Raw genomic sequence first — 26,637 nt, forward strand, 5'->3', positions numbered from 1 at the left:
CAATAGTTGCTTCAGGAATTGATATTGCTGTAAATGAAGGAGAATTAGTAGCGGTGGTTGGAATTAATGGCGTCGGAAAATCTACCTTTTTGAGAACCATAAGTGGCGTTCAGGAAGTACTTTCAGGAAAGATTGAGATCAAGGAGGAAAACCGGGAAAATATTTCTTCCGAAAAGCTGGCAAGGATGATAAGCCTTGTCCTCACCGAGCAGCCGCTATCAAAAAACCTTAGCGTTCCAGAACTGGTAGCCCTTGGCAGACAACCTTATACCAACTGGATAGGCAGCCTGACCATAGAGGATCGAAAAAGGGTAAAAGAAGCCCTGGCTTTGGTAAAGATCGAGGAACTACAGACCAAAAAATGTTATGAGCTAAGTGACGGACAGATGCAAAAAGTACTTATTTCCCGTGCGCTGGCGCAGGACACTCCTTTGATGATCCTCGATGAACCCACTTCACATCTTGACATGTACCACAAAGCACAGGTGCTAAAACTGCTGAAAGATCTAAGTTTAAGCACTCAAAAAGCCGTGATCTTTGCAACTCATGAGATCAACCTGGCCTTGCAATTATGTGACAAGATCATTTTGATGAAACCAAAAGAAGTCGTCCAGGACACTCCGCAACAGCTCATCCAAAAAGGGCATTTTGAGAGCATCTTCCCCCAGGACCTGATTGTTTTTGACAGGACTACGGAATCCTTCAGAATAAAAACCTGAAAATAGTATCTTTGAGCAAACCTGCTGCTCATGACAGAACCCATCCTCCTTATAACTGCCTTTTCAATTCTCATTTTCGGAACCTTTATAGGTTATTTAGTAGCCAATTTTAGAAGTAAAAGCATTCAGAATGTCCTGAAAGAAAGGAATGAACAGCTGAATAATCAATTTCAGGAATACAAAACTCAAATTCAGGAACAGGTATTTCAGCTAAAGGAACAGGGAAAAGAGGAAAAAGAAGCGGTAAATAAGCAATTCCTGGACGCCTGCAGGGAACGGGAAGAAATAAGGAACAAAAAAGACCTTTTAAGCACCCAGTTGACCGAAAGAAATTCGGAGTACAGAAACCTTCAGTCGAAACTTGAAGATCAAAAAGGAGAATTGGAAAAACTTCAGGAGAAATTCAGCAAAGAATTTGAGAACCTGGCCAACAAGATCCTGGAGCAAAAATCAGAAAAATTTACCAGCATCAACAAAGAAAATATTGAACAGATCCTGTACCCGCTTCAGGAAAAGATCAAAACTTTTGAGGATAAAGTGGAGAAAAACTCAAATGATTTTATTGAACGCCATGCACAGCTGGGAAAACAGCTTCAGTATTTACACGAGCAAAATATTAAAATAAGTGAGGAAGCGAACAACCTCACGAAGGCGCTTAAAGGTGAAAACAAGACGCAGGGGAATTGGGGAGAATTGATCCTGGAGCGGGTGCTGGAAAAATCGGGGTTGGCAAAAGACCGGGAATATTTTTTGCAAAAGTCTCACGAAACCGAAGACGGCAAGAAATTGCTTCCCGATGTGGTCCTTCATTTACCCGGTGACAAAAGAATGGTTATCGACTCCAAAGTTTCCCTTGTGGCCTATGAAAGGTATGTAAATGAAGAAAACGAGGAAAAACGGGCCCGATTCCTTAAAGATCATTTGCGCTCACTTAACAGTCATATCCAGGACCTGAGTTCAAAGAAATATGAAGATCTGTATAAAATGGAGTCGCCCGATTTTGTGCTCATGTTCATTCCGGTTGAGCCCGCTTTGTACCTGGCCCAAAATCTCGACAGTTCCTTTTTTTATACAGCTTTCCAAAAGAATATCCTGCTCGTGAGTCCCACCACCTTGTTGTCGGTGCTTAGGACAATTGATACTTTATGGAGCAATGAAAAACAACAGCAAAATGCGCTGGAGATCGCCAATCATGCGGCTTCATTGTACCATAAATTCAAGTTGCTACTCGATGAGCTGGAAACGGTTGGAAAGAGATTGAAGTCCACAACCACAGCCTACGATGATGCTATGAAGAAACTAACGGGTCAACAGAACCTTATAAAGGATATTGATCAATTGGAAGCTTTGGGTATTTCTCCAAAACAAAAACTTTCACAAAAATGGCTTTCCCGCACAAATGAGGAAGATTCACAAAATCAGCTAAATTAAAGCTTGAAGTTATTTAAGCTCAACTTCTTTCTCATAACTTTTGCGATAAGCCTCACATAATAAATGAATTTATAAACCTACTGAATCAAAATATAAAATGACCAAAGACTTTAAAACTGTTGCCGAATCACAGGTCACAATTTCTGAACTAATGCTTCCCTCCCACTCGAACTTCAACGGTAAGATGCATGGAGGCTATGTGCTTTCCCTCATGGACCAGATCGCCTTTGCCTGCGCTTCAAAGCATTCGGGTGTCTACTGTGTTACAGCCAGTGTGGATACTGTCGATTTCCTAAAACCCATCGAGATCGGAGAACTGGTAACCATGAAAGCCTCGGTGAATTTTGTGGGAAGCACTTCCATGCAGATCGGGATTCGTGTTGAAGCCGAAAATATCCAGACGGGAGAAGTAAAACACTGTAACTCTTCTTATTTTACTATGGTAGCAAAAGACAGTGACGGAAAATCGGTCAAAGTTCCCGGGCTTATTCTCAAATCCACAGATGACATAAGAAGGTTTGCCAAAAGTATAAAGAGGTACGATAATAAAAGAGTTCGTCTAAAGGAGTTCACTGAAACAGATTTTGTCTCGGAAGAGCACCTGCACATTGTCGAGACCTATAATGTCAAAATTGAAGATTAGTGAAATTTAACGGATTCATTGCTGCCTTACTTTTTGTTATCCTATTGGCTTGGTTCCTTCCGGAAGGCCCGGAAGTCCTGCCCTTAAAATTCATTACTGACATAGGTATAGGTTTCATCTTCTTTTTCTACGGATTAAAACTTTCCCCGGCAGAATTTAAAGCGGGATTTTATAATTACCGGGTTCATATTTTAATCCAGCTAACTACTTATATCGCGTTCCCGCTGCTGGTGCTTGCATTTATTCCATTTTTTGAAGGGGGAACAGGTTCATCCCTTTGGCTTGCCCTGTTTTTTTTGGGAAGTCTTCCCTCTACTGTAAGCTCTTCAATTGTAATGGTGTCCCTGGCAAGAGGTAATATTCCTACGGCCATTTTTAATGCCAGCCTTTCGGGGCTTATAGGGATCATAGCTACACCCCTGTGGATGAGTGTTTTCATGGCTTCCTCTTCCCAATTTGAATTTGGAGCTGTAGTGCAAAAGCTGGTAATTCAAATTATTTTACCTCTTGTAACCGGACTTTCCCTTCAGAAGTATTTAGGAAATATTGCCCGAAAAAACTCTAAGAAAATCAGCCTTTTTGACAAGTCGGTAATCGTGTTGATCGTCTATTCCAGTTTTAGCAGTGCCTTTGCTTCGGAATTGTTCAGCACAGTTGGTTTGGTGGATCTGCTAAAGCTCACCCTTATGGTTACCGTCTTATTTTTTGTAGTTTATTTCGGATTGGGAGTGGTATCCCGGTGGATGAATCTATCCACTGAAGATGAGATCACAGCAAAATTCTGCGGTACAAAAAAGTCTCTGGTTCATGGGTCGGTAATGGTGAAAGTGATCTTCGGAAACAGTGCTGCAAATGCTTTATACCTGCTACCAATTATGCTTTACCACATCTTGCAGCTGCTGGTGATTGCGGTCTTTGCTGAAGGTTATAGAAAGCGCTTATCGACTAAAACTCCTGAGTTGTAATTTTTAATAAAAAACTTCATCACGATTCCTTTAATTTTTTAAATTTCCACAGTGGATATTAAAGCTTCAAATCCCATTTATACTAAGGAATTATGATAATAAAAAGACCTTCTAACAAAAATTTCTTATTGCTAATAGCTCTTATTTTGTCTTCTGGCTTCTCATGCCTGGCTCAATATCGACCTGCTGTCGCCGGCTTGAAAACAGGAGACTCTCTTGTTGGAATTATTGGCGATGTGCAAAGAAAAGTCTTCAAATACAAAACCCAATCTAACGGAAAGTCGATAAAATTAGATTTTGAAAAATTAAATTATGTCAAGATCATGTTTGACAGTGATGACATTCGAACATATAGATTCTTTCGTCTTGAAGATGACAAAGATTACAAAGCGTTCCAACAACTCGCCAAAGGGAAAAACGCCGAATTGTATGGAGTTACCCGAGTTGTACGCTCCTCAGGTTTCGCAGGACCTGCTATGGATATGAATGCAATTCAATATTACATCAAAAAACCAACAGAAAAGAACCTCACCTTGTTAGGTTTATATGATCCCCTTATAAATAATTTGAAGAATAAGGTCCTTGCGTATTTTGCAGATTGTAAGGAGCTTATACAAAAAATAGAGAATAAAGATTTCAGGATGAGAAATGGGCTGACGCCTATGGTGGAGTTCTACAACTCTAACTGCAATTCATCCCAATTGTAAATTAAAAAACTGCAATGAATTATATTAAATGCTACGCGGCAGCATTCACAGTAAACAAGATCCACCCCATTACCAGCAGTAATCCACCCAGAGGAGTAACAGGTCCTAAAAATGACATTTTTAGACCGTTAGCTGAAGATAAGACAAGGCCGTAAATACTAAAGGAGAAAAAGAAAACTCCCAGGATTAGAAACCACCCCATGAGATTTTGGGAATATCCCACAAAAGGAAAAATAATTCCAGTCATAATCAATAATAGGGCGTGATACATTTGATACTTCACTCCTGTCTCAAAACTCTTAAGTTGATCATCATCGAGATATTTTTTCAACCCATGAGCTCCAAAAGCTCCAAAAACGACCGCGAGGGCTCCATAAACTCCTCCAATTACAAGCACTAGTTCTTTCATTATTTTACATTTTTACGAAAGTATCAAATATAAAATCTAAAGCACTAAGGTTAGGAACTTTATAGTTGCCCTATGGACAAAACCTTTGGAAAAATATTTTTTTATCTCTGAAAACTGTAACATTGTTAAAAATATTAACAATGTTACAGTTTTCCATGAAAAATTTATTTCTAATAACTCTTTTTGCACTTATTTGTGCTTCTTCTTTTTCTCAGGTCATCTTTGAAAAAGGTTTTATTATCCATCAAACCGGGCAGACCTCCACCTCATATATAAAATTCAATGAATTGGCAGGTAATCCCGACAAGGTCCAGTATAAAACAGCTCCAGATAGCGAGGTTCAATCTGCCGGTACTGAGGCTATCAAGGGTTTTGGAATTGGGGATTACCATAGATATACGAGAGAAACACTAAACATAGATCGATCTTCAGAAGACCTTGATAATATAAGTGGGGTCCGAAATCCTATATTTCAGGAAGAAACTATATTTCTGAGAACTTTATTAGCAGGAAATTATTCACTCCTGTACTACCAGGACGGTGAACTAAAGAGATTTTTTATTAAAAAACCGAGTGGAGAAGTTGAGCAGCTAGTCTTTAAAAAATATACTACAGGAGATAATATAGTACGAAAGAATAACAGGTACAAACAACAGTTAATGAACCTTCTCCTCTGTGATAATTTATCTGAAAATGACCTTAAGAATTTACAATATAACCGTACAGATTTAATGGATATTTTTCAAAAATATTTTAAATGTACTAATAGTAGTTATGATACTTACTACTTCCGAGAAAAAGGAGATCTGAACTTAATGGTAAAAGCGGGAGTTAATTTCTCAAATTTTGGAATGGAGCAGGACGTACATAATATAGTGGAAGAATTTCAATATCAGGTTGATCCCAAAATAGGATTAGAAATAGAATATATTCTTCCCATGGTCAATCGAAAGGTAGCGGTTTACCTGGAACCATCTTTTTCCAAGTACCAGGCAGATCAGGAAATAATAGTTGCAACCAAGGAATCTACCCCTTCAAATCCTAATGCAACGGGAGGCTATAAGGCTCTAGTCAACATGGACTATAAGATCCTGGATCTACCAATGGGACTTAGATACTATATGTATATGGATAAGGCTAACAGCTTAAAGATGTATATAAATGTAGGAGCCAGTATAAATAAAATTTTCAACTCCTCAACAATTCTTAATAAAGCAGATAACGAAATTTCTGATTTTGACTTTAACCAGTCGTGGCAGCCAACCTTCTTTGCCGGAGCTGGTTACAGGTATAGTGAAAAAATAAGCCTGGAAATAAGATATTTCCCTGTCCGCCCGCTAGCTGACAACGGAGGATATAAACTACACCAAAACCATTCTTTTGCCATAGTAGCAGGATATACCTTGTTCTAAGCACTTCATTAAATAAAAATAGCCTGTTCATCTGAACAGGCTATTTAATAAACTTCTCTTCTTTAAAGTCAATCTATTTACTCAAATACATTTTTCTCCTTGAGTATAACTCATAGAAAGTGTCGTCTCTTAAACTGTCAATAAACAGAATACTTTCTCCAGTACTTTTCATCTCGGGCCCCAGCTGCTTGTTCACATGCGGGAACTTGTTGAAAGAGAACACAGGTTGTTTAATTGCGTATCCTTCCAGTTTGGGTTCAAATTTAAAATCGGTCACTTTATTTTCCCCAAGCATCACTTTAGTCGCATAATTTACATAGGGTTGCCCGTATGCTTTTGCAATAAAAGGAACTGTACGGGAGGCTCTTGGATTTGCCTCTATAATGAAAACCTTGTCATCTTTAATAGCAAACTGAATGTTGATCAAACCAACCGTATTTAGCGCAAGTGCGATCTTTTTTGTATGATCTTTTATTTGCTGAAGTACCAGGTCTCCAAGATTGAATGGTGGAAGTAAGGCATTTGAATCTCCGGAGTGAATTCCGCAAGGCTCGATATGTTCCATGATCCCAATGATCTGTACTGTTTCCCCATCACAAATAGCATCTGCCTCAGCTTCAATAGCACCGTCGAGATAGTGATCCAGAAGAAGTTTGTTATTTGGTATTTTCCGAAGCAAGTCTACAACAGTTGCCTCAAGATCTTTTTTGTTGATCACGATCTTCATCCCTTGTCCGCCAAGTACATATGAAGGGCGCACCAGGATTGGAAAATCAAGTTCATCTGCAAGAGCCAGGGCTTCATCTGCTGTTTCAGCTACCCCAAAATCGGGATAAGGAATTTCATTTTCCTGAAGCAGCTTTGAGAAAGACCCTCTGTCTTCGGCTAGATCCAGAGACTCATAACTGGTTCCAATGATCTTTATTCCGTAGCGATCAAGTTTTTCAGCAAGTTTTAAGGCAGTTTGTCCTCCCAATTGAACAATGACACCTTCCGGCTTTTCATGACGAATTATGTCATAGATGTGCTCCCAAAATACAGGTTCAAAATAAAGTTTATCGGCGACATCAAAATCGGTCGAAACAGTTTCAGGATTACAATTGATCATGATGGTTTCATAACCGCACTCCTTGGCTGCCAGAACTCCGTGTACACAGCAATAATCAAATTCGATTCCCTGTCCTATTCGATTAGGGCCTGACCCCAACACCACAATTTTTCTTTTTTCTGAAACTTTACTGTCATTTTCCACATATCTCACCCCATCTTTAGTCTCAATATCGGCTTCAAAAGTGGAATAGTAGTAAGGAGTTTCTGCTTTAAATTCGGCTGCACAAGTATCAACAAGTTTATAGATACGGTTGATCCCCATTTCTTCCCTTTTCTTATAAACCTGGCTTTCCAAACAGTCTACCATATAAGCGATCTGCCTGTCGGCAAAACCTTTTTGTTTAGCTTCCAAAATCAAATCTTTGGGTAAAGAGTCAATGTTGTATTTAGAGATCTCCACCTCAAGGGCATAAAGTTCCTCATACTGCTTTAAGAACCACATGTCGATCTTCGTGATCTCATGGATCCTGGTTAGCGGAATTCCCAGCTGAATAGCATCATAAATGACAAAGACCCTATCCCAGCTGGCGTTTTTGAGCTTATCAAGTATTACATCATAATTAGTATATCCTTTACCATCGGCGCCAAGTCCATTTCTTTTAATTTCGAGAGACTGGGTGGCTTTATGAAGAGCCTCCTGGAAAGATCGTCCAATTCCCATAACTTCTCCTACAGATTTCATTTGAAGGCCAAGAGTACGATCACTACCTTCAAATTTATCAAAGTTCCATCGTGGGATCTTTACGATCACATAATCAAGGGTTGGTTCGAATAAAGCTGAAGTCGATTTTGTAATTTGATTGTGAAGTTCATCAAGGGTGTAACCAATTGCAAGTTTGGCAGCGATCTTTGCAATAGGATATCCCGTAGCTTTTGAGGCAAGAGCCGAAGACCTGGAAGTCCGCGGATTGATCTCAATGGCCATAATCTCTTCCTTCTCATCGGGGCTTACGGCAAACTGAACGTTACAGCCTCCCGCGAAATCTCCAATGTTCCGCATCATTTTAATGGCCAGGTCCCGCATTCTTTGGAAGCAGGTATCGCTAAGCGTCATGGCCGGTGCTACTGTAATAGAATCCCCGGTGTGTATTCCCATAGGATCCATGTTCTCGATGGAACATATGATCACCACGTTATCATTCTTATCACGTAGCAATTCCAGCTCATACTCTTTCCATCCCAGTAATGCCTTATCTATTAACACTTCGTGGATTGGAGAAGCTTCAAGACCTGCTGTTAGCAGTTCATCAAAATCTTCTTCTTTATGAACAAAAGAGGCACCGCTTCCCCCTAGGGTAAAGGAAGCTCTTATCACCAGTGGAAAACCAAATTCCTGGGCTACTTCTTTTCCCTTAAGGAAAGAAGTGACTGTTTGTGCCGGGGCCACCCCCACCCCAAGGCGGACCATTAATTGCTTGAATTTTTCACGATCTTCTGTAATATTGATAGCATCAATATCTACCCCGATCAACTTTATATTAAAATCACTCCATATCCCTTTTTCCTCTGCTTCTATACAAAGGTTCAAAGCTGTTTGTCCTCCCATGGTGGGAAGTACCGCATCGATGTCGCTATGCTCTTTAAGGATCTCAATGATGCTTTTTGTAGTAAGCGGTTTGAGATAAACATGATCTGCCATTGAAGGATCGGTCATGATAGTGGCAGGATTTGAGTTTATCAGGACTGTTTCAATCCCTTCCTCCCTCAATGATTTTAGTGCTTGTGCACCGGCATAATCAAATTCACAAGCCTGGCCAATGATTATTGGTCCAGATCCTATGATAAGTATTTTCTTTAGGTTTTCATTCTTCGGCATGAGAAAATATTTGTGTGGTGTTTGTAAAAATAGGAACCAATAGGGTATAAAAAAAGGCGTTACTTAAAAAAGTAACACCTTTATTATTTTCGGTAATTTATCATCTAGTGTTTATGCCTTTGCTCAGAGGAAACAGATAATTTCTTTCTTCCTTTTGCTCTTCTGCGAGCCAGCACTTTTCTTCCATTAACACTTGCCATGCGCTCTCTGAAACCGTGCTTATTTTTTCTTTTCCTCTTAGATGGTTGAAACGTTCTTTTCATGATAATTATCTTTAATCTTCTTTGAAATCGCTTTGAAAAATTGTTTTAGGACCTCCTCCTAAAACTGCGGGCAAATATACAAAGAGTTTTTACTTAGGCAAACCCTATAATGAAATAATTTCCAATTGTTTTTTATACCTTTGCGGCCTTTAAAATCAACTGCAAATGTTCAATAAAGTCTATAAGTTAATCATTACAGCTATTCTCGTCGTCATTGCAATATGGCAATTTTTTGAAGGTAATATCGGGAATGGGATTTTCTTACTCCTGTTAGCAGGTATTTTCGTTTTCCTTTACTACAAGAATGAAATGATACTTATGGCTTTTTTGAGGCTTCGGAAGCAGGATTTTCCCGGCGCCAAAAAGTGGTTGGACAAGATCAAAGATCCAGAAAAGGCACTCACTCAAAATCAACAGGGTTACTACTGGTACCTGCACGGATTAATGGTTTCTCAGACGAACATGACCCAGGCCGAAAAGTTTTTTAAAAGGGCTATTAAGCTGGGGCTTTCCATGAAGCAGGACCTCGCTATGGCAAAACTTAACCTGGCCGGGATTGCCATGACCAAACGTAGAAAGAGAGAAGCACAAATGCTGCTGCAAGAAGCTAAAAAGCTGGACAAACACAACATGCTTGATGAACAGATCAAGATGATGAAGCAGCAGATGAAAAAGATCTAAAAAATCTCTTTGAGAAACCTTTTACTTTGGAGATTTCCTGCTAAGAACAGGTCTCCGCATTTCAACCAATTTCCCTGTAGTTAAACGAGTATTTTTTAGTCTGTAGGATTAGTTCTGTAATTTAGCGCAGAATTTGGACCCCTAACTACTAGATGAGGAAAATTTTACTTTTTACTCTTACCTTCTCTTTTTTTTTGACATCTTTTGCTCAAGAGGACCAGATAACTTTCTCTGAAGCTCTTGGCCTTCACCTGAGAAAATATAAAAAACACGCAGATAAAGCCTACCGCACTCAGAATATGGAACGGGCAGATTTCCTGTTTGATTCCTTGGTTGATTATGGTCTAAAAGGAACCCGCCTAGATAACTTCAAGGTAAAAGATCTTAGAAAAAAACCGGTTCACCTGGATGAATTCAAGAAGCCCGTATATCTCACAACTTATGCTTCCTGGATCGTTCCTACAGAAGGGGAAATACCCGCCATAAATATATTAGCCGAAAAGTATGGCGAACAGGTTGATTTCGTTATGTTATTCTGGGATGATCATAGAACCACAAAAAAACTGGCAAAAAATTACCATGAAAATATAAAAATTCTGTATGTCGATGAAATGCAGAATAACAGCCCTTATGTGGTGAAGATGATGAAGCACTCTTTAGGTTTGCCAACATCATTCCTACTGGACAAAAACAAAAAGATACTGGATATTAGGAGGAAAATATCTCATCCCTACGGAATTGAATTTGAAAAATCTTTTGACATCAATTACGATTCCCTCTCCAGTGCTCTCTCCCTGTTATTGATTGACGAAAGCAGCCGGTATTCCACGGCCGAAGAAAGCAACGCGCCCTAAATCCATAGAATCTCCCTGCATTACGGTTTGTCAGAAATCAGTTTCTTAGAAACAGATTTAAGGAGCAGGTGAATAATACCCATCTTCAGGTAGTTCTATAAGATATTCTTTCCTGGATTTATTATTAAGATGAGCTTCCCTCAACCATGGGTTGTGGATCTTTAGTACTTTATAGTTAATCCCAAATTCTTGTGCAAACCTGGCAAAATCGCTCACTGCCGTATCTACTTTCACTTTATAGGATGGGACATCCTGGTAAAGATCCTTTTCCCTAAAGTTAAACCCGTACTTCTTTGGGTTCTCCATAATCTCTTTTAATGCAAGGATCCTGAAAACATAACGCCCCGTCTCTTCGCCAAGAAGTAAGTCATAATAATCTCTAACATCCTGTCGGTCCCTCTGCTTATCTACACCATAATTCCCCGCATTGTATGCTGCTGCGGCAAGAGTCCAGCTTCCAAATCGCTCTTTAGACTTCTTAAGATATTCGGCAGCTACACGAGTGGATTTCTCAATATTATACCGCTCATCAACATTGTCGTTGATCTCCAGGCCATATTCTTTTCCGGTACTTTCCATGATCTGCCAAAATCCGCGTGCTCCCGCGGGAGAAACAGCATTGGTAAGACTGCTTTCTATTACTGCCAAATATTTAAAATCATCTGGCACTCCATATTCAGCTAAAATTGGCTCTATAACGGGAAAATATTTGTTTGCCCTTTTGAGCAATAAAAGGGTATTTGACTGCCAATAAGTATTCACTAACAGCTCCCTGTCCATTCTTTCATAAACATCGGGAATTTCAATTGGCACCTCTTCTCCTGCAAATTCAAGATCCTCGGGCATCGGGAGAGCATAGACATTATAATCATTGATCATCTTCCTCTCCTGGACTTCATCACTTGGTGCATCCTGCACGGCATTTATTCCCAATCCACAGATCACCAGCAAACTTCCTCCAATAAGTATATTCTTCGCTTTCATATTCAATTTGATAATTCTTTTTCCTTTTTCTCTTTCAAATTCCCGGTAAGGATAATTTCCTCAAGATGATCATTAAACCATCTAAAACGGTTAATGATCATCACGTGGGTTCCTCCCTTTACGGTAATACAACCATCAATGTATCGATAAGGAAATATTTCATCCTTATCCCCGTGTATATGAACTACACCCGGAAAAGGCTCCTGCCTTTCCCAGCAAACCATCTGTTCGATCGCCCAGTCAAGATAACGGGTATCGGTAATAGATAGATACTTCTTGTACAATTTTGCCCGTTTCCTGGCAAAATCCCCTACCGCCACTTTCTCAAAAGCATCAACATATCGTGCAAGGGAGGTAGGAAGTATTTTAAAAGCTTTAGTGCAGCGCGCAAATCTCATCCTCCTCGGCAACTCCTTTTCGCTCTTTACACTCGATATAATTATGACTCTGCGAACTTGCATTAGTTGCGCCATTTCCTGAACAATAATCCCGCCAAAAGAAACACCTATCAAAACCGGGTTCTCATGTTCAACTCTTTTACACAGGCGGGCCGAATATTCTTTTAAACTTTCCTTAGGCCTGGGAAGCAACCAATCCAGCCAATGAATCTGAAATTTTTGTTCGGGCAACCTGATCATTTCAAAAATCGACGGATTTGCTGCCAGCCCGGGCATACAATAAACATGAATAACAGCTTCTTTTACCATACTTTATAAGCTTCTACAGCTAAATGTGCCCGAAAATCCTTAACTTTACTATCAAATTTAAGGGAATTTGACCGCTCAAATAAATATTTAATATAAAATTTCCTTTTGGGCTGCAGCCCGGTCAGCCAGACAATAGCATTTTTCTTTCTTTTAATAAAATGGCTGATTTTTTGATACTAAAAAATAAAACACTTACATATGGACCCTCAGCTATCTGTTACTGACAATGAATTCCTTCGTCAATTTGAACTTCAGGTTGAAGGAGAATTAGCCAAGATTGAATACGCCAGTCAGGATCGCAAGATCTTTTTGACTAAACTCGAAATGAGCGACACTCTTAAAGAAAAAGGATACCTGGAACCTTTTATCGAAAAAGTTCTGGATATAATAAAAGAACGGGAAATAAGGGTTATGCCTACAAGTCCCTCTATTGCACGCTTTATGCGGAAAAACCGTCGTAAATATAAAGGAATGCTCCCTGTGGGCATCAACATCTAGGTCAACACCTCTTCTTCAACATAAGAGAATCGTACCAGCCCATCTTCACCTATTTCCTGCAGTTCTATTTTGTGCAGGGTATTAACCAGGGAAGGATTCCAGGGGGTTTTTACTTTTACATAATTTTCGGTAAAGCCATGGATATACCCTTCCTTATTTTCTCCTTCAAAAAGGACAATTTTAGGTTTGCCTAACTGTGATTCATAAAAAGCTCTCCTTTTTTTGGCTGAAAGCCCTCTAAGCATCTTGCTTCTCTTTTTTCGAACCTTTAAAGGCACCACAGCTTCCATTTCGGCTGCCGGAGTATTATCTCTTTCGGAATAAGTAAAGACGTGGAGGTAAGAAATATCCAATTCATTCAGGAAATTATATGTTTCCAGAAAAAGCTCATCTGTCTCGCCCGGAAACCCAACGATCACATCAACACCTATGCAGGCATCTGGCATGACTTCTTTGATCTTTCTCACCCGGTCTACATATAGCTCCTTCATATATCTGCGTCGCATGGCTTTAAGCACCTCATTACTTCCGCTTTGTAGCGGAATATGGAAATGCGGTACAAAGGCTTCGCTATGGGCCACGAAATCTATTGTTTCGTTCTTTAAAAGATTCGGCTCTATAGAAGAAATTCGAAGTCTTTCAATTCCCTCTACTGTATCAAGCGCCTTTACCAGGTCAAGAAAAGTATGTTCATGCTTTTTATTTCCAAACTCTCCTTTCCCGTAATCCCCAATATTAACTCCGGTCAGGACAATTTCCTTTATGCCTTTATCGCTGATCTTCTTTGCATTTTCAAGAACATTCTCCAAAGTATCGCTTCTTGAAATTCCACGCGCCAGCGGAATGGTACAGTATGTACATTTATAATCACAACCATCCTGTACCTTTAAAAAGGCCCTGGTACGGTCTCCAAATGAGTATGATCCCACATAAAAGTCGGCGTCTTCGATCTCACAGGAATGCACCTCTCCCATATCATTTTTAGTGAGGTCATTAAGGTAATTCGTGATCTTAAATTTTTCAGTTGCACCTAAAACAAGGTCAACTCCATCTACAGCTGCAAGTTCCTCAGGTTTTAGCTGGGCGTAACAGCCTACAGCGATCACAAAAGCATTTTCATTTGCCTTTTGCGCCTGCTTTACAATAGTTTTGAAACGTTTATCGGCATTATCTGTAACCGAACAGGTGTTGATCACATAGATATCGGCAGCCTCACTAAAATCCACCCTTAAAAAGCCTTCGTCCTTAAATGAGCGGGCGATCGTAGAGGTTTCAGAAAAATTCAGCTTACAACCCAGGGTGTAAAATGCTACTCTTTTGGAATCTTCCATTTTTTCTTCTCAAGTTCTAATAGCTAACCATCAGAAATTCAACAAAATATAAAAGCCTCTAAAAATCCCATTTTAGAGGCTGCAAAGATACCAACTTTAATTCAATGTCCAATTAACATTGAACAATGAACCAATTTCATTTTACAGGTAGTTCAAATTTCCTTTTGTAGATGTTATCTACCAGATCCAAAATTTCAGAAACTATAAAAACTGGAACTCATCCTGAGCATTGCTTACCGTAACTACTCTCTCCTGAACTTCCTTGTATCTTCAAACACTTTTTCGAGGATCGCTTTGTCTTCTTCTGAAAATTCAATATCTCTTCGCCCCATTACCTTTTCGGCTACTTCAAAGGCTTTGTCGGTTTTATAAGTAGTGGTGCCTCCACTTCCACCCCAGCTAAAACTTGGAATGAAATTCCGTGGAAAACCGGCTCCAAAGATGTTGGCGCTTACCCCTACTACTGTTCCCGTGTTGAACATGGTGTTGATCCCACACTTACTGTGGTCACCCATCATTAGTCCGCAGAACTGCAAACCTGTTGGGGCGAATTTTTCTGAAGCATAATCCCACAACCGAACTTCGGCGTAATTGTTCTTGAGGTTAGAAGTATTGGTATCGGCCCCAAGGTTACACCATTCGCCAAGAACAGAATTTCCAAGGAAACCATCGTGGCCTTTATTAGAGTATCCAAAAATGACAGAATTGTTAACCTCTCCCCCAACTTTTGAATGTGGACCAACTGTTGTAGGTCCGTATATTTTAGCTCCTAACTTTAAGGTGGCATGCTCACACAAAGCAAAAGGACCACGCACAATACTTCCTTCCATGATCTCGGCACCTGCTCCAATGTATATAGGGCCTTGAGAAGCATTAAGGATCGCACACTCCACTTTTGCTCCCTCTTCTAAAAAAATATTTTCAGGAGCTATTACCTGGTTGGTGGAAGAAATTTTTCCACTTTCTCTATCCTGAGTAAGAAGCTCAAAATCGGCTTCAATAGCTTCACCGTTAAGCTTAAATATATCCCATGTGTGCTCAACAAGAATCGCCTTCCCCTCCATTTCAATGTTTGTACATTCCTGGAAATCTACTTCCTGCTCTTCATAAGCATGAAAAGCAACAACATCTTCTTCATGAAAAATACCTTCTCCCGGTTGAAGATTTTTCACCTGCTCCACGAGTTCGGCAGTTGGTAAAAAAGCTGCATTAATGATGATATTCTCCTCCATCTCCACCATTGGCCATTTTTCTGATAGATAATCCTCGGTGATCGTAGAAGTGGTGGTATTGAGAAATTTTTCCCATTTTTCACGAATGGTAAGAATTCCCACACGAATGTCGGCAACGGGACGGGTAAAGGTAAACGGCAGTAACTGCGACCGCACAGCCCCGTCAAATAAGATATAATTCATTTTGATTGTTCTTTGGTAAGTAAAGGTACAAGTTAATTTAAACCGAAGAAAATGAAAGTACTGCTACCTTCTCAATATATTTAACAAAAAAAGCCCCCTTTACAGGAGGCTTTTGAGCTATAATGACGCAAAAATTACTTTTTATATTTCGCGTATTTGTTCTTGAACTTGTCGATACGACCGGCAGTATCCAATAATTTGGCTTTCCCGGTGTAGAAAGGGTGAGAAGTTCTGGAAATCTCCAATTTCACCAAAGGATATTTCTCACCATCAACTTCAATAGTTTCTTTTGTGTTCGCGGTAGATTTAGTTAAAAAAATCTCGTCATTAGACATGTCTTTAAAAGCTACCAATCTATAATTTTCCGGATGGATTCCCTGCTTCATCTCTTTATTCTTTAAAATCTTGTAATTTTTCGAGGTGCAAATTTAATTAATTTTTCTAATTCAACAAGAATTCTCTCCTAAATTTTTGGTATAAAAGAAAGCAACACCTCCTGTGTAACGTTTTGTTATATTTGCTTACCAATATCCAACTAACTAATCATTTTTTACAATGGAATCACAAAATACAATTTCGCCGGGCAAAGTTGGATTAAATTATGGAATTTATCTGGGCCTTATTATCATTCTTATTCAAGTTGTGATGTACGTAACAGGAATGGCCCTTGAAGGGGTCCAATGGCCAATGTACATCTATTACGTGATCTTTGCCGTCCTTATCTTTGCTGCCGTTAAATCTTATAAGCAGAAGAACGCCGGTTTCTTAACTCTTTCTGAGGCTTTGAAAACAGGACTCTCTGCCGCTGCAATTAGTGCCGTGATCTTTTTGGTGTATAATGTATTGTTTTTTTATATAATTGAACCTGGTTATGGTGAAATGATGCTTGACGTCGCACGTGACAAGATGCTGGAAGATGGAAATATGACCGAGGATCAGGTAGAAATGGCTTTGTCATTTTCAAAATACATGATTAATCCTTTTATTGGAGGTGCGTTCTGGATTGCTATGAGTGCTTTCTTTGGATTGATCTACTCCTTGATTGCAGGTGCCATCTGGAAACAGCAACGGCCATACGAAGCATAAACCCTATTAAATGCAATTATCTATTGTCATCCCTCTTCTTAACGAAGAAGAATCTTTAAACGAATTATACAATTGGATCGCAACTGTTATGCGGTCCAATTCTTTTTCCTATGAGATTATTTTTATTGATGATGGCAGTACAGACAATTCCTGGAAAACCATCAAAAAGATCTCGGCAGAAGATCCTTCGGTGAGGGGAATAAAGTTTAACCGCAATTACGGAAAATCCCAGGCCCTGCACGTAGGTTTCGCTAAAGCCGAAGGAGATGTCATTATCACCATGGATGCCGACCTGCAAGACAATCCTGAAGAAATTCCCGAGTTATATCACCTTATCACCAAAGAAGGTTATGACCTCATTTCGGGCTGGAAGAAAAAACGCTACGATTCTGTTCTTAGTAAAAATCTGCCATCAAAATTATTTAATGCCGCCGCCAGAAAGACATCCGGGCTTAAACTGCATGACTTCAACTGCGGATTAAAAGCTTACCGAAAAGCAGTCATTAAAAATATTGATGTCTATGGAGAAATGCACCGCTATATCCCGGTGCTGGCAAAAAATGCCGGCTACTCCCGTATAGATGAAAAAGTTGTTCAACACCAGGCCAGGAAATACGGTAAAACCAAATTTGGGGCAGAACGATTTATTAATGGTTTTTTGGACCTCATTACAATTTGGTTCCTTTCCACGTTTGCCCGCAGGCCTATGCACCTTTTTGGAGCGCTGGGGGTTCTCATGTTTTTCTTCGGTTTTCTATTCGCCGTGTGGATTGGCGCTTCAAAATTGTATAAACTTTACCACGGACTCCCGAACATCCTGGTGACCGATAATCCATGGTTTTACATCTCGCTTACCACCATGGTCTTAGGAACCTTATTATTCATCGCCGGCTTCCTTGGAGAATTAATTTTGCGCAGTAGCAGGGAAAAAGAACGCTACCGCATAAGCGAAACTACAGGAGAGATTTAGCAGGCATTACCACATAAATCCTTATTTTTGTTGCTGAAATAAAATTTTTGGCATGAGTTACTATGACGTAAAATCTCGGGCAGAGTCCTGGTTAAATCCGGAATTTGATGACGAAACCCAATCGAAAATAAAAGAACTTCTTGAGAAAGATCAGGATGAACTAAAAGAAAGTTTTTATAAAGATCTGGAATTTGGAACCGGCGGAATGCGTGGCATTATGGGAGTTGGGACCAACAGGATCAACAAATATACCCTGGGGAAGAATACTCAGGGACTTTCAAACTACCTGAAGCTAAAATTCCCCGGCGAAGATTTAAAGGCCGTGATTGCCTACGATTGCAGAAAGAACAGTAAAGAACTCGCTAAAGTTGTAGCCAATGTTTTTTCGGCTAACGGAATTAAAGTTTTTCTTTTTTCTGAACTACGTCCTACCCCAGAGCTATCTTTTGCCGTAAAGCACCTGGACTGTCACTGCGGAATTGTGCTCACCGCCAGCCACAACCCTCCGGAGTACAACGGGTACAAAGTTTACTGGCAGGATGGGGGACAACTGGTGCCACCACAGGACCAGGAGATCGTGGAAGAGATAGGCCGCCTGGAATATTCCGAAGTGAAATTTCAAGCCAATGAAGGTCTTATTGAATTAATAGATAAAGAAGTAGATGAAGCTTTCGTTGAAGCATCTGTCAAAAGTGGCAGTTTTGACACTTCTCAAAAAAACAAAGACAACTTAAAGATCGTCTTTACTTCCCTCCATGGAACAGCCATAAAACTTAATCCAAAGGTTTTAGAAGCTGCAGGATATACAAATATTCATATTGTTGAAGAGCAGGCTGTACCCGACGGTAATTTCCCTACTGTAGAATCTCCAAACCCCGAAGAGCCCGAAGCTCTTAAAATGGCCCTGGAAAAGGCAAAGGAAATAGATGCCGATATTGTTATTGGAACAGATCCCGATGGGGACCGCCTGGGAGTAGCAGTAAAGAACCTTAAGGGAGAAATGGAACTCCTTAATGGAAATCAAACCATGCTGGTGATGACCTGGTTCCTTCTTGAGCAGTGGAAAAAACAAGACAGGATCAAAGGACGTGAATTTGTTGGCTCTACGATTGTTTCAACGCCAATGTTAAGGGTTGTGACCGAAGATTACGGAGTCCAATATAAAGAGGGGCTTACAGGCTTTAAATGGATCGCTAAAATGATCAAAGATAACCCGGGTCTGGATTACATAGGCGGTGGAGAAGAGAGTTTTGGTTTCATGGTGGGAGATTTTGTTCGTGATAAAGATGCGGCCACTTCTACCCTATTGGCTTGTGAGATCGCTGCTCAAATGAAAGCTAACGGCATCTCCTTTTATGAAAAATTATTGGAACTGTATAAAGAATACGGCCTTTACAAAGAAGAATTGATCTCCCTTGTAAAAAAAGGTATTGACGGTGCCGCCCAGATCAAGAACATGATGGTTAGCTTACGTGATAACCCACTAACCGAAATTGATGGGGAAAAAGTAGTATTGGTAGAAGATTATCAAAGCTCTAAAGCCTTTCACTATGATCTTGCAGAAACAAAGATCGAAACACTTGATGTTCCCAAGTCGAACGTTTTGATCTATTACACCGAGAACGGAACAAAAGTAGCTGCCAGACCTAGTGGTACAGAACCAAAGATAAAGTTCTATATAAGTGTAAATGCACCACTTGATGATGTTGCAAATTATGAGGAAGTGGAACAACAACTTTCAAATAAGATTGCCGGAATAAGATCAGATCTTAAACTGGCCTAAGCCACCCTGCATGAATTACTTTAAGAAGATTATGAGGTTCGCGATCCCCTACAAGAGGTTCGCGATCCTCAATATTATTTGTAACGTTTTCTACGCTCTTTTCAGCACCCTGTCCTTCCTGGCGCTAATTCCCGTGATCCAGATCCTGTTCGACAAGACTAAAAGAGTTGCTGTCGAACCAAAATGGGCAGGTTTAAGCAGCATAAAAGATTATGTGGTCGGATCTTTCAATTATGAAGTCACCCGCCGTGTCAATGAAGATGAAGTTACTGCGCTCCTTTTTGTCTGCGGAATTGTGGTGATCCTTTTCTTTCTAAAAAACCTGTTTGGATACATGGCTGCCTTCTTCATCACCTTCCTACGGAATGGAGTGCTGCGGGATGTGCGGAATGCTATTTATGATAAGATCCTTGCCTTACCGGTTTCTTATTTTTCTGAAAAACGAAAAGGAGACACTATTTCCCGAATTACAGCCGATGTGAATGAGGTGCAGACTTCTTTTCTATCAATTCTGGAATTGATCGTTCGCGAACCTCTTACGATCATCTTTACGATTACCGCCATGCTTATCATGAGCCCCTCCCTGACGATCTTCGTTTTTATTTTTCTACCTATTTCAGGATTTATTATTTCGGCTATTGGGAAAAAACTGAAGAGCAAATCAAATCAGGCGCAGGAGGAGAATGGACATTTCCTGTCGCTTGTGGAAGAGACTTTATCAAGTTTAAAAATTGTAAAGGGTTTTAATGCTGAAGATAAGTTCAGGCACAAGTTTCATGAATCCACTAATCGATTAAAGAAAATCCTGGACAGTCTTATCAACCGGCAGAATCTCGCCTCGCCTACCAGTGAATTCCTGGGGATATTTGTGATCGTTATCATCTTGTGGTATGGAGGAAATATGGTATTGGTAGAAGGTACTCTTGATGGAGCTACTTTTATTGCTTTCATGGGGCTTGCTTATAATATCCTTACACCGGCAAAGCAAATAAGCAAGGCAACCTACAGCGTGAAAAAAGGAGATGCAGCTGCCGAAAGGATCTTCCAGGTACTAGATAAAGAAAGTAATATTACAGATATCAAAAATGCAGTTGAAAAATCTGATTTTGAAGAGGTAATTAAAATAGAAAATATCTCTTTTAGATACGAAGAAGAAAATGTCCTGAAGAATTTCAGTATTGCGGTTCCTAAAGGTTCAACCGTTGCCCTGGTAGGACAATCTGGAAGTGGGAAATCAACCATTGCCAACCTGGTGACGCGGTTCTATGATGTCAACGAAGGAGCAATAAAGATCGACGGAATTGACATTAGGAACATGACCAAAAAATCCCTGCGGAATTTGATGGGACTCGTGACTCAGGATTCCATTCTCTTCAACGACACGATTAGAAATAATGTAGGTCTTGGAAAAGACAATGCAACCGATGAAGAAATTATAGATGCATTAAAGATTGCGAATGCCTGGGAATTTGTAAAAGACCTTCCCCTTGGTCTGGATACGAACATTGGTGATAGTGGAAATAAACTTAGCGGGGGACAAAAGCAGCGTCTTTCCATTGCACGGGCGGTTCTAAAAAATCCGCCAATCATGATCCTTGATGAGGCAACTTCGGCATTGGATACCGAAAGTGAAAGGCTGGTACAAAAGGCCCTCGAGAACATGATGAAGAACAGAACTTCAATTGTGATCGCCCACCGTCTTTCTACCATTCAAAATGCCGACCAGATCGTCGTTATGCAAAAAGGAGAAATTGTGGAACAGGGAAAACACGACGAACTGCTGGCGAAAAAATCTGTTTACCAAAAACTGGTAGAGATGCAGTCTTTCGAGTAGTAGATTCCCAAAAAAAGGTTAAAAAAATAAGGTTCCAAAAATGACATTTTCGGAACCTTATTTTTTTGTAGGTAAACAAAAGGAGAAAAAAATGGATGAAGTAGGTCCATCCATTTTTCATAATCTCTGCACCACTATGGGGGTATGTGGCGAAAGAATCTCCAGCAATTGGAGCAAAAAAGATTACTTTTTCACAATGTGAATATACTACAAAAATAAACACAAAAAAATTTTTTGTGTATTTTATCCAAATTATATGTATTTCATCGATGTTTTTAAATGAAAAACAGCCATTGCTGCGTTTATAATCTTAAAGGATTTCCTCCTATCTTTAACCCCTCAAATAATTCCGGCATCGATTGAATTCTTCCGAAGAAAAATTAGTTCTCCGCCTCCAGGATCCAGAATCCAGGGATACTGCATTCCGGGAATTGTTAGAATTATATCAGGAGCGACTTTACTGGCAGTGTCGAAATATTGTAAAGAATCACGAAGATGCCGATGATGTCCTGCAAAACACCTTCATTAAGATCTTCAGGAATATTGGGAAGTTTAAAGGAGAAAGTCAGCTGTTTTCATGGATGTACCGTATCGCAACAAATGAAGCTATCACCTTCCTCAATAACAGGGCAAAGAAACAGAAGATAAGCTCAGATGAGCTGCAGCAACAAATCATTGACAATCTTGAAAATGATGTTTATTTTGAAGGAGATGAAATTCAGCTAAAGCTTCAAAAAGCCATAGCTACGCTTCCGGAAAAACAACAACAGGTTTTTAACATGAAATACTTTCAGGAATTGAAGTATAAGGAAATTTCTGATATCTTAGGTACGTCTGAAGGGGCGCTGAAGGCCTCTTACCACCATGCTACTAAAAAAATCGAAGAATTTTTAAAAAATCTTTAAACCTTAAGAGGAATATTCAGTCAAATAAACAAATGAAAGAGAACAGGTTACCATACGACCAAACAGGAGGATTTAAAGTTCCGGAAGGTTATTTCCAGGACTTTGAAGCCCGAATGATGGCGCAGGTAACCGAAGAAGAAAAGAGCTTTGGAGACAACCCCTTTAAGGTTCCCGCAAATTATTTCGAACAGCTTGGGGAGAGGGTCCTTGAAAAAGTTGAAAATCCTCCCAAAGAAGGAAAAGTGGTTCCGCTTTTCAAAAGGAAGATCTGGTCTTATGTGGCCGGTGTCGCAGCGGTTGCCGCAATCTTCTTTAGTTCCTTAGTTATAAATACCAATGGAGAATTAGGTTTTGAAGACCTTGAAATAACAGCTCTTGAAAATTACCTTTTAGAGTCCCTGGACATGGAAAACCCAACTCAGCCACCTTTTGCTGAATATGAAGTAACTGCTTCGGCAAACCCCAATATTGATAAAGAAGCCCTCTTCGAATATTTAACCGAAAATATCGACGAGCCGGCACTCCTACTTAATGAAGATTAGAATGAAAAAGAAATTTTTAATACTCCTTTTGTTTACCGGGTTTTTTGCCCATGCCCAGGACAGGGAGGCACACCGTGAGAAAATTCGAGCTCTTAAAACCGCTTTTATTACAGATGGTTTGAATTTAACAGCCCAGGAAGCTCAACAGTTTTGGCCGGTGTATAATGAATTTGAAGAAAAAAGAAGAGCCCTTTATCGAAGGGAAAGGGCCGAGGTTGAAAATATTGAGTGCCTTAGCGAAGAAAAGGCAAACTCAAAGCTTAATGAATATGTTGAAATAGAAAGGGAAGATTACCTGCTGAAAAAACAGTATTACAACGACTTAAAAAAGGTCTTTAGCGCCCGCAGGATCATGCAGCTAAAAAAGGTTGAAGATGAATTTAATCATAAAATGATGCGGGAGTATCGTGAAAGAAAAGAATCAAATAAATAATTTAATGGTTGGTTGGTTAGTTGAAATGATCCGGTTGCTTAAGGCGCCGGATCATTTGTTTTTATTTGAATTTCAATTTTGCCAGCCTGTTCTTTCCCGCCGCGTATGCTACAGAGTCATTGAGAAACCTGATGGTGTAAAAACCCTCTGAAGAAAGTTCTTTCCAGTTCTCCCCTGCATCTCCTGAATAGGAGATCCCCGTGAAACCAACAGCGACAATTTCCTTTCCTTCCCCACCGGGAACATAGCGCACACTGCTCTTATAACCTGGATCTTTGCCTTCGGCAATGAGGTTCCAGGTTTTTCCGCCATCCGTAGTAACTGCTTTATTAGCCTTATTTTCCCGGGGAGCAGTGTAATCACCTCCAATGATAATTCCCTGCTGTTCGTCAAAGAAATCCATAGAATACCCACCCTGAGTGTTTTCTCCCTGTACCAAAGGAGTTTCAAATACTTCCCAGGTTTTACCTCTATCGGGAGTAAAGAAGACTCTTGATCTTGCACCACCGGAAAGTATCCATGCCTTCTCCCCTTCCACGGCAATATTGGAATTACTGGCCGCAAAAGCGGCTTCTCCTTCGGCCGCTTCGGGAAGTTGTTCACAGGAAATTTTGCTCCAGCTCTTCCCGCCGTCACGGGTGATGATCACCGATAGGCAATTCTCCACAGGATCGCCCATTGCAATTCCTTCTTTATCATTCCAAAAGGTCATGGCGTCGTAAAACACCTTTTCCCCCTCCTCTTTATACACGAGTTCCATTTCACCACTATCGCCGGTTTTGTACAGCAAAGCAGGATTAGCCACACTTAACATAAAAAAATCTGTAGAAGTTCCTGCAACAGCCCTAAATTCGGGATAAATAGAATCATATTGCTGCCGGCTTACCCGCACCTGGTCCTGCTGTGAATTATAAATGCCGTAAGCTCCGTTAGAACCTGCAAAAGCCAGGTCCTCCCCCATAATTTCGATGGCTCTTATGCTTATGGAATCTTCCAGGAGCACCTCAACTTCCACTTCAGAAAAAACCTTTCTTTCTACCTGTTCAGGTTCAGATTTACATGCGGCAATGGCTAAAAAGAGTATAAAAAACAGACGCTTCATGAATAGAATTTTGCCTTCAAAGATAGATTTTTCCGAAGTTTAAAAAGCTTACCTTTGCGGCTTTAAATAAATTTTATGCGCTTATACAGAAACCTGGTGTTTGCAACCGTGGATGCCCTGGGAGAAATATTTAATGAAGGAGAGTACGCCGATAAGGTGATCGCAAAAACCCTGAAACGTGATAAACGCTGGGGTTCCCGCGACCGCAGTTTTATAGCTGAAACCACTTATGACATTGTTCGCTGGAAACGCCTTTATGCTGAAATTGCCGAAGTAAAAGCTCCATATTCGAGAGAAAACCTTTTTCGCCTGTTCGCAGTTTGGGCTACCTTGAGAGGAATTGAAATTCCGTCTGACTGGAAACAGATCGGACCCGTGCCCACCCGCCGCATCAAAGGAAAATTTGATGAGTTGAGCCAGATTAGGAAATTCCGCGAATCTGTACCCGACTGGCTGGATGAGCTAGGTGTAAAAGAACTGGGAGAAGAAGTATGGGAGAAGGAAATACACGCCCTCAACGAACAGGCACCAGTAATTCTTAGGACAAACACTCTTAAAACAACAAAAGAAAAGCTACAACAGGAGCTTCAAAAAGAGGGAATTGAAACCGAATTTTTAAAAGGTTATCCCGATGCTTTGCAGTTATTGGAACGTACAAATGTCTTTAAAACTGAAGCCTTTAAAAATGGCCTTTTTGAGGTACAGGATGCCTCTTCCCAACTTGTAGCCGAATTCCTTGAAGTCAAGCCGGGAATGAGAGTAGTAGATACCTGTGCCGGTGCCGGAGGTAAGTCCCTGCACCTTGCTGCCTTAATGGAAAATAAAGGCCAATTAATTGCCACAGATATATATGCAAACAAGCTAAAAGAGTTAAAACGCCGCGCACGTCGTGCGGGAGCTCACAATATTGAACCCCGCGCTATTGATTCCACCAAAGTGGTAAAAAAACTCTATAATACTGCAGATCGTGTCCTTATCGACGCTCCCTGTAGCGGATTAGGAGTTTTAAGTCGAAATCCCGATGCAAAATGGAAACTGCAGCCGGAATTTATCGAAACTATCAAACAAACTCAGGAAGAGATCCTGAAGCAGTATTCAAAAATGGTAAAAGACGGCGGGAAGATGGTTTACGCTACTTGCTCAATTTTACCTTCAGAAAATGAAGAGCAGGTGAAAAAATTTCTTTCTTCGGAAGAAGGGAAGAATTTTAGCCTTGCAAAAGAACAAAAGATCCTTTCCAGCGAAACCGGTTTTGACGGCTTCTACATGGCACTGCTCGAGAAAAAATAAGGTTTGGGCTAAAGCCCTTTCAAGAAAATTCATTGCCTCCGGATAGATCCGGAGGCAATTTTTATTTGGAAAATGCCTACTGTTCCAAAAAACCCTTGATTTCTGCGTCTCAAAACCTGTTACAACGTCATTCTGAATTTATTTCAGAATCCCTTCGACCTGAAATAGGATCTTAATAGAACCTGAAACAAGTTCAGGTTGATGGGAACACTTCTTTGAGACAGCTTCTTTATTCTATAATTAGTTTTGTTCTTGCCACTATTTCAAATCTTAAATTATGAAATAATGCCGCCTTTAGGCAGAGAATTAATTCAGGAGGACAAAAATGTATGAATCACCACCGCCTACAGGCGGAGGATAAGATCAGGCCGTTCCAGGGCTTTAGCCCAATTTAAATTGACAAAATAAGCAGTCTCGAAAATGCCTTTTTTTGATAGGTATATTTTTCCTGTCTTAAGTTTCAGAAAGAAATGAATTGCCTCCACCTTCAGGCGGAGGATAAGATCAAGCTGTTCAAGGGCTTTAGCCCAACTTTAAAATTGACAAAATAAGCAGTCTCGAAAATGCCTTTTTTGAGAGGTATATTTTTTCCTGTCTTAAGTTTCAGAAAGAAATGAATTGCCTCCGTCTTCAGGCGGAGGATAAGATCAGGCTGTTCAAGGACTTTAGCCCAACTTTAAAATTGACAAAATAAGCAGTCTCGAAAATGCCTTTTTTGAGAGGTATATTTTTTCCTGTCTTAAGCTT

At 40.1% G+C, this 26,637-nt stretch carries 26 protein-coding genes; 17 read left to right on the forward strand and 9 right to left on the reverse strand.

Features of this window, described 5'->3' with window-relative positions:
* Positions 1–2 precede the first annotated feature (2 nt).
* The 5 genes from LA313_RS04635 (at position 3) to LA313_RS04655 (ending at position 4,465) form a co-directional block, all read left to right on the forward strand.
* Positions 3–719 carry an ABC transporter ATP-binding protein gene (locus LA313_RS04635; RefSeq protein WP_333473547.1) on the forward strand — a complete coding sequence of 239 codons (717 nt, stop codon included), beginning with the start codon at positions 3–5 and terminating at the stop codon, positions 717–719.
* A gap of 30 nt (positions 720–749) precedes the next feature.
* Positions 750–2,150 carry a DNA recombination protein RmuC gene (gene rmuC / locus LA313_RS04640; RefSeq protein ID WP_228913499.1) on the forward strand — a complete coding sequence of 467 codons (1,401 nt, stop codon included), beginning with the start codon at positions 750–752 and terminating at the stop codon, positions 2,148–2,150.
* Positions 2,151–2,247: 97 nt separating this feature from the next.
* Positions 2,248–2,793, forward strand: a complete 546-nt coding sequence (locus LA313_RS04645; RefSeq protein ID WP_228913500.1) for an acyl-CoA thioesterase — start codon at positions 2,248–2,250, stop codon at positions 2,791–2,793.
* Positions 2,793–3,758 carry a bile acid:sodium symporter family protein gene (locus LA313_RS04650; RefSeq protein ID WP_228913501.1) on the forward strand — a complete coding sequence of 322 codons (966 nt, stop codon included), beginning with the start codon at positions 2,793–2,795 and terminating at the stop codon, positions 3,756–3,758. Before LA313_RS04645 ends, LA313_RS04650 begins: the two co-directional genes overlap by 1 nt.
* Before the next feature lie 128 nt (positions 3,759–3,886).
* Complete coding sequence (locus LA313_RS04655; RefSeq protein ID WP_228913502.1) at positions 3,887–4,465, forward strand: hypothetical protein; 579 nt, start codon at positions 3,887–3,889, stop codon at positions 4,463–4,465.
* A 31-nt stretch (positions 4,466–4,496) separates the two neighbouring features.
* On the opposite strand, the gene LA313_RS04660 is transcribed toward LA313_RS04655, so the two are convergent.
* On the reverse strand, positions 4,497–4,874 hold the full coding sequence (locus LA313_RS04660; protein WP_228913503.1) for a DUF423 domain-containing protein: 378 nt from the start codon (positions 4,872–4,874) through the stop codon (positions 4,497–4,499).
* A gap of 155 nt (positions 4,875–5,029) precedes the next feature.
* Here LA313_RS04660 and LA313_RS04665 point away from each other — a divergent pair, with 155 nt between their 5' ends.
* Positions 5,030–6,286: a porin family protein gene (locus LA313_RS04665; protein ID WP_228913504.1), complete on the forward strand. Its 1,257-nt coding sequence runs from the start codon at positions 5,030–5,032 to the stop codon at positions 6,284–6,286.
* 73 nt (positions 6,287–6,359) lie between these two features.
* Here the strand turns inward: LA313_RS04665 and carB are convergent, their stop codons facing one another.
* Positions 6,360–9,212, reverse strand: a complete 2,853-nt coding sequence (gene carB / locus LA313_RS04670) for a carbamoyl-phosphate synthase large subunit (RefSeq protein WP_228913505.1) — start codon at positions 9,210–9,212, stop codon at positions 6,360–6,362.
* A gap of 104 nt (positions 9,213–9,316) precedes the next feature.
* Complete coding sequence (gene rpmH, locus LA313_RS04675) at positions 9,317–9,475, reverse strand: 50S ribosomal protein L34 (protein WP_083961569.1); 159 nt, start codon at positions 9,473–9,475, stop codon at positions 9,317–9,319.
* Positions 9,476–9,640: 165 nt separating this feature from the next.
* Here rpmH and LA313_RS04680 point away from each other — a divergent pair, with 165 nt between their 5' ends.
* Together LA313_RS04680 and LA313_RS04685 are read left to right on the forward strand one after the other, a co-directional pair.
* Entirely contained in the window at positions 9,641–10,156 is a 516-nt protein-coding gene (locus LA313_RS04680) for a tetratricopeptide repeat protein (protein WP_228913506.1), read from the forward strand.
* Between the two features lie 152 nt (positions 10,157–10,308).
* Complete coding sequence (locus LA313_RS04685) at positions 10,309–11,010, forward strand: TlpA family protein disulfide reductase (protein WP_228913507.1); 702 nt, start codon at positions 10,309–10,311, stop codon at positions 11,008–11,010.
* 57 nt (positions 11,011–11,067) lie between these two features.
* Here LA313_RS04685 and LA313_RS04690 read toward each other — a convergent pair whose 3' ends face one another.
* Both LA313_RS04690 and LA313_RS04695 read right to left on the reverse strand, forming a co-directional pair.
* Complete coding sequence (locus tag LA313_RS04690; protein ID WP_228913508.1) at positions 11,068–11,994, reverse strand: lytic transglycosylase domain-containing protein; 927 nt, start codon at positions 11,992–11,994, stop codon at positions 11,068–11,070.
* Between the two features lie 2 nt (positions 11,995–11,996).
* Positions 11,997–12,701, reverse strand: coding sequence for an alpha/beta fold hydrolase (locus tag LA313_RS04695; protein WP_228913509.1), 705 nt, complete (start codon positions 12,699–12,701; stop codon positions 11,997–11,999).
* A 198-nt stretch (positions 12,702–12,899) separates the two neighbouring features.
* Between LA313_RS04695 and LA313_RS04700 the strand changes: the two genes are divergently transcribed.
* Entirely contained in the window at positions 12,900–13,199 is a 300-nt protein-coding gene (locus tag LA313_RS04700; RefSeq protein WP_228913510.1) for an N-acetyltransferase, read from the forward strand.
* Here LA313_RS04700 and mtaB read toward each other — a convergent pair.
* The 3 genes from mtaB to LA313_RS04715 form a co-directional block, all read right to left on the reverse strand.
* Positions 13,196–14,530: a tRNA (N(6)-L-threonylcarbamoyladenosine(37)-C(2))-methylthiotransferase MtaB gene (gene mtaB / locus LA313_RS04705; protein ID WP_228913511.1), complete on the reverse strand. Its 1,335-nt coding sequence runs from the start codon at positions 14,528–14,530 to the stop codon at positions 13,196–13,198. The two genes, LA313_RS04700 and mtaB, sit on opposite strands and share 4 nt — an antisense overlap.
* Before the next feature lie 242 nt (positions 14,531–14,772).
* Entirely contained in the window at positions 14,773–15,945 is a 1,173-nt protein-coding gene (locus tag LA313_RS04710) for a GlmU family protein (RefSeq protein WP_228913512.1), read from the reverse strand.
* Between the two features lie 134 nt (positions 15,946–16,079).
* On the reverse strand, positions 16,080–16,331 hold the full coding sequence (locus tag LA313_RS04715; protein WP_228913513.1) for a type B 50S ribosomal protein L31: 252 nt from the start codon (positions 16,329–16,331) through the stop codon (positions 16,080–16,082).
* Between the two features lie 169 nt (positions 16,332–16,500).
* Here LA313_RS04715 and LA313_RS04720 point away from each other — a divergent pair, with 169 nt between their 5' ends.
* The 7 genes from LA313_RS04720 (at position 16,501) to LA313_RS04750 (ending at position 23,498) form a co-directional block, all read left to right on the forward strand.
* Positions 16,501–17,031, forward strand: coding sequence for a DUF4199 domain-containing protein (locus LA313_RS04720; protein WP_228913514.1), 531 nt, complete (start codon positions 16,501–16,503; stop codon positions 17,029–17,031).
* 10 nt (positions 17,032–17,041) lie between these two features.
* Complete coding sequence (locus LA313_RS04725) at positions 17,042–18,001, forward strand: glycosyltransferase family 2 protein (protein WP_228913515.1); 960 nt, start codon at positions 17,042–17,044, stop codon at positions 17,999–18,001.
* 52 nt (positions 18,002–18,053) lie between these two features.
* Positions 18,054–19,784 (forward strand): phospho-sugar mutase, encoded by a 1,731-nt coding sequence (locus LA313_RS04730; protein ID WP_228913516.1) that lies wholly within the window; start codon positions 18,054–18,056, stop codon positions 19,782–19,784.
* 10 nt (positions 19,785–19,794) lie between these two features.
* Entirely contained in the window at positions 19,795–21,618 is a 1,824-nt protein-coding gene (locus tag LA313_RS04735) for an ABC transporter ATP-binding protein (RefSeq protein WP_228913517.1), read from the forward strand.
* Between the two features lie 359 nt (positions 21,619–21,977).
* A complete protein-coding gene (locus LA313_RS04740) occupies positions 21,978–22,523 on the forward strand; it encodes an RNA polymerase sigma factor (RefSeq protein ID WP_228913518.1) in 546 nt (181 codons plus the stop codon).
* A gap of 32 nt (positions 22,524–22,555) precedes the next feature.
* Complete coding sequence (locus LA313_RS04745) at positions 22,556–23,065, forward strand: hypothetical protein (RefSeq protein ID WP_228913519.1); 510 nt, start codon at positions 22,556–22,558, stop codon at positions 23,063–23,065.
* A gap of 1 nt (position 23,066) precedes the next feature.
* Positions 23,067–23,498 carry a Spy/CpxP family protein refolding chaperone gene (locus LA313_RS04750; RefSeq protein WP_228913520.1) on the forward strand — a complete coding sequence of 144 codons (432 nt, stop codon included), beginning with the start codon at positions 23,067–23,069 and terminating at the stop codon, positions 23,496–23,498.
* Positions 23,499–23,559: 61 nt separating this feature from the next.
* Here the strand turns inward: LA313_RS04750 and LA313_RS04755 are convergent, their stop codons facing one another.
* Positions 23,560–24,600 (reverse strand): WD40/YVTN/BNR-like repeat-containing protein, encoded by a 1,041-nt coding sequence (locus LA313_RS04755; RefSeq protein WP_228913521.1) that lies wholly within the window; start codon positions 24,598–24,600, stop codon positions 23,560–23,562.
* A gap of 75 nt (positions 24,601–24,675) precedes the next feature.
* On the opposite strand from LA313_RS04755, the gene LA313_RS04760 reads away from it, so the two are divergent.
* Positions 24,676–25,890, forward strand: a complete 1,215-nt coding sequence (locus LA313_RS04760) for an RsmB/NOP family class I SAM-dependent RNA methyltransferase (RefSeq protein ID WP_228913522.1) — start codon at positions 24,676–24,678, stop codon at positions 25,888–25,890.
* The last annotated feature ends 747 nt before the right edge of the window (positions 25,891–26,637 follow it).

The sequence above is a fragment of the Salinimicrobium sediminilitoris genome (assembly GCF_020866905.1).
In the GTDB taxonomy this organism is placed as follows: Bacteria; Bacteroidota; Bacteroidia; order Flavobacteriales; family Flavobacteriaceae; genus Salinimicrobium; species Salinimicrobium sediminilitoris.

What these genes read in the sequence shown, in the direction of transcription:
- LA313_RS04645 (WP_228913500.1), top strand. Translation starts at nt 2,248, where the DNA reads ATGACCAAAGACTTTAAAACTGTTGCCGAATCACAGGTCACAATTTCT.
- LA313_RS04725 (WP_228913515.1), top strand. Translation starts at nt 17,042, where the DNA reads ATGCAATTATCTATTGTCATCCCTCTTCTTAACGAAGAAGAATCTTTA.
- LA313_RS04695 (WP_228913509.1), bottom strand. Translation starts at nt 12,701, where the DNA reads ATGGTAAAAGAAGCTGTTATTCATGTTTATTGTATGCCCGGGCTGGCA.
- LA313_RS04745 (WP_228913519.1), top strand. Translation starts at nt 22,556, where the DNA reads ATGAAAGAGAACAGGTTACCATACGACCAAACAGGAGGATTTAAAGTT.
- rpmH (WP_083961569.1), bottom strand. Translation starts at nt 9,475, where the DNA reads ATGAAAAGAACGTTTCAACCATCTAAGAGGAAAAGAAAAAATAAGCAC.
- LA313_RS04665 (WP_228913504.1), top strand. Translation starts at nt 5,030, where the DNA reads ATGAAAAATTTATTTCTAATAACTCTTTTTGCACTTATTTGTGCTTCT.
- LA313_RS04690 (WP_228913508.1), bottom strand. Translation starts at nt 11,994, where the DNA reads ATGAAAGCGAAGAATATACTTATTGGAGGAAGTTTGCTGGTGATCTGT.
- LA313_RS04710 (WP_228913512.1), bottom strand. Translation starts at nt 15,945, where the DNA reads ATGAATTATATCTTATTTGACGGGGCTGTGCGGTCGCAGTTACTGCCG.
- LA313_RS04685 (WP_228913507.1), top strand. Translation starts at nt 10,309, where the DNA reads ATGAGGAAAATTTTACTTTTTACTCTTACCTTCTCTTTTTTTTTGACA.
- carB (WP_228913505.1), bottom strand. Translation starts at nt 9,212, where the DNA reads ATGCCGAAGAATGAAAACCTAAAGAAAATACTTATCATAGGATCTGGA.
- LA313_RS04755 (WP_228913521.1), bottom strand. Translation starts at nt 24,600, where the DNA reads ATGAAGCGTCTGTTTTTTATACTCTTTTTAGCCATTGCCGCATGTAAA.
- LA313_RS04700 (WP_228913510.1), top strand. Translation starts at nt 12,900, where the DNA reads ATGGACCCTCAGCTATCTGTTACTGACAATGAATTCCTTCGTCAATTT.
- LA313_RS04720 (WP_228913514.1), top strand. Translation starts at nt 16,501, where the DNA reads ATGGAATCACAAAATACAATTTCGCCGGGCAAAGTTGGATTAAATTAT.
- LA313_RS04760 (WP_228913522.1), top strand. Translation starts at nt 24,676, where the DNA reads ATGCGCTTATACAGAAACCTGGTGTTTGCAACCGTGGATGCCCTGGGA.
- LA313_RS04730 (WP_228913516.1), top strand. Translation starts at nt 18,054, where the DNA reads ATGAGTTACTATGACGTAAAATCTCGGGCAGAGTCCTGGTTAAATCCG.
- rmuC (WP_228913499.1), top strand. Translation starts at nt 750, where the DNA reads ATGACAGAACCCATCCTCCTTATAACTGCCTTTTCAATTCTCATTTTC.
- LA313_RS04680 (WP_228913506.1), top strand. Translation starts at nt 9,641, where the DNA reads ATGTTCAATAAAGTCTATAAGTTAATCATTACAGCTATTCTCGTCGTC.
- LA313_RS04735 (WP_228913517.1), top strand. Translation starts at nt 19,795, where the DNA reads ATGAATTACTTTAAGAAGATTATGAGGTTCGCGATCCCCTACAAGAGG.
- LA313_RS04750 (WP_228913520.1), top strand. Translation starts at nt 23,067, where the DNA reads ATGAAAAAGAAATTTTTAATACTCCTTTTGTTTACCGGGTTTTTTGCC.
- mtaB (WP_228913511.1), bottom strand. Translation starts at nt 14,530, where the DNA reads ATGGAAGATTCCAAAAGAGTAGCATTTTACACCCTGGGTTGTAAGCTG.
- LA313_RS04715 (WP_228913513.1), bottom strand. Translation starts at nt 16,331, where the DNA reads ATGAAGCAGGGAATCCATCCGGAAAATTATAGATTGGTAGCTTTTAAA.
- LA313_RS04660 (WP_228913503.1), bottom strand. Translation starts at nt 4,874, where the DNA reads ATGAAAGAACTAGTGCTTGTAATTGGAGGAGTTTATGGAGCCCTCGCG.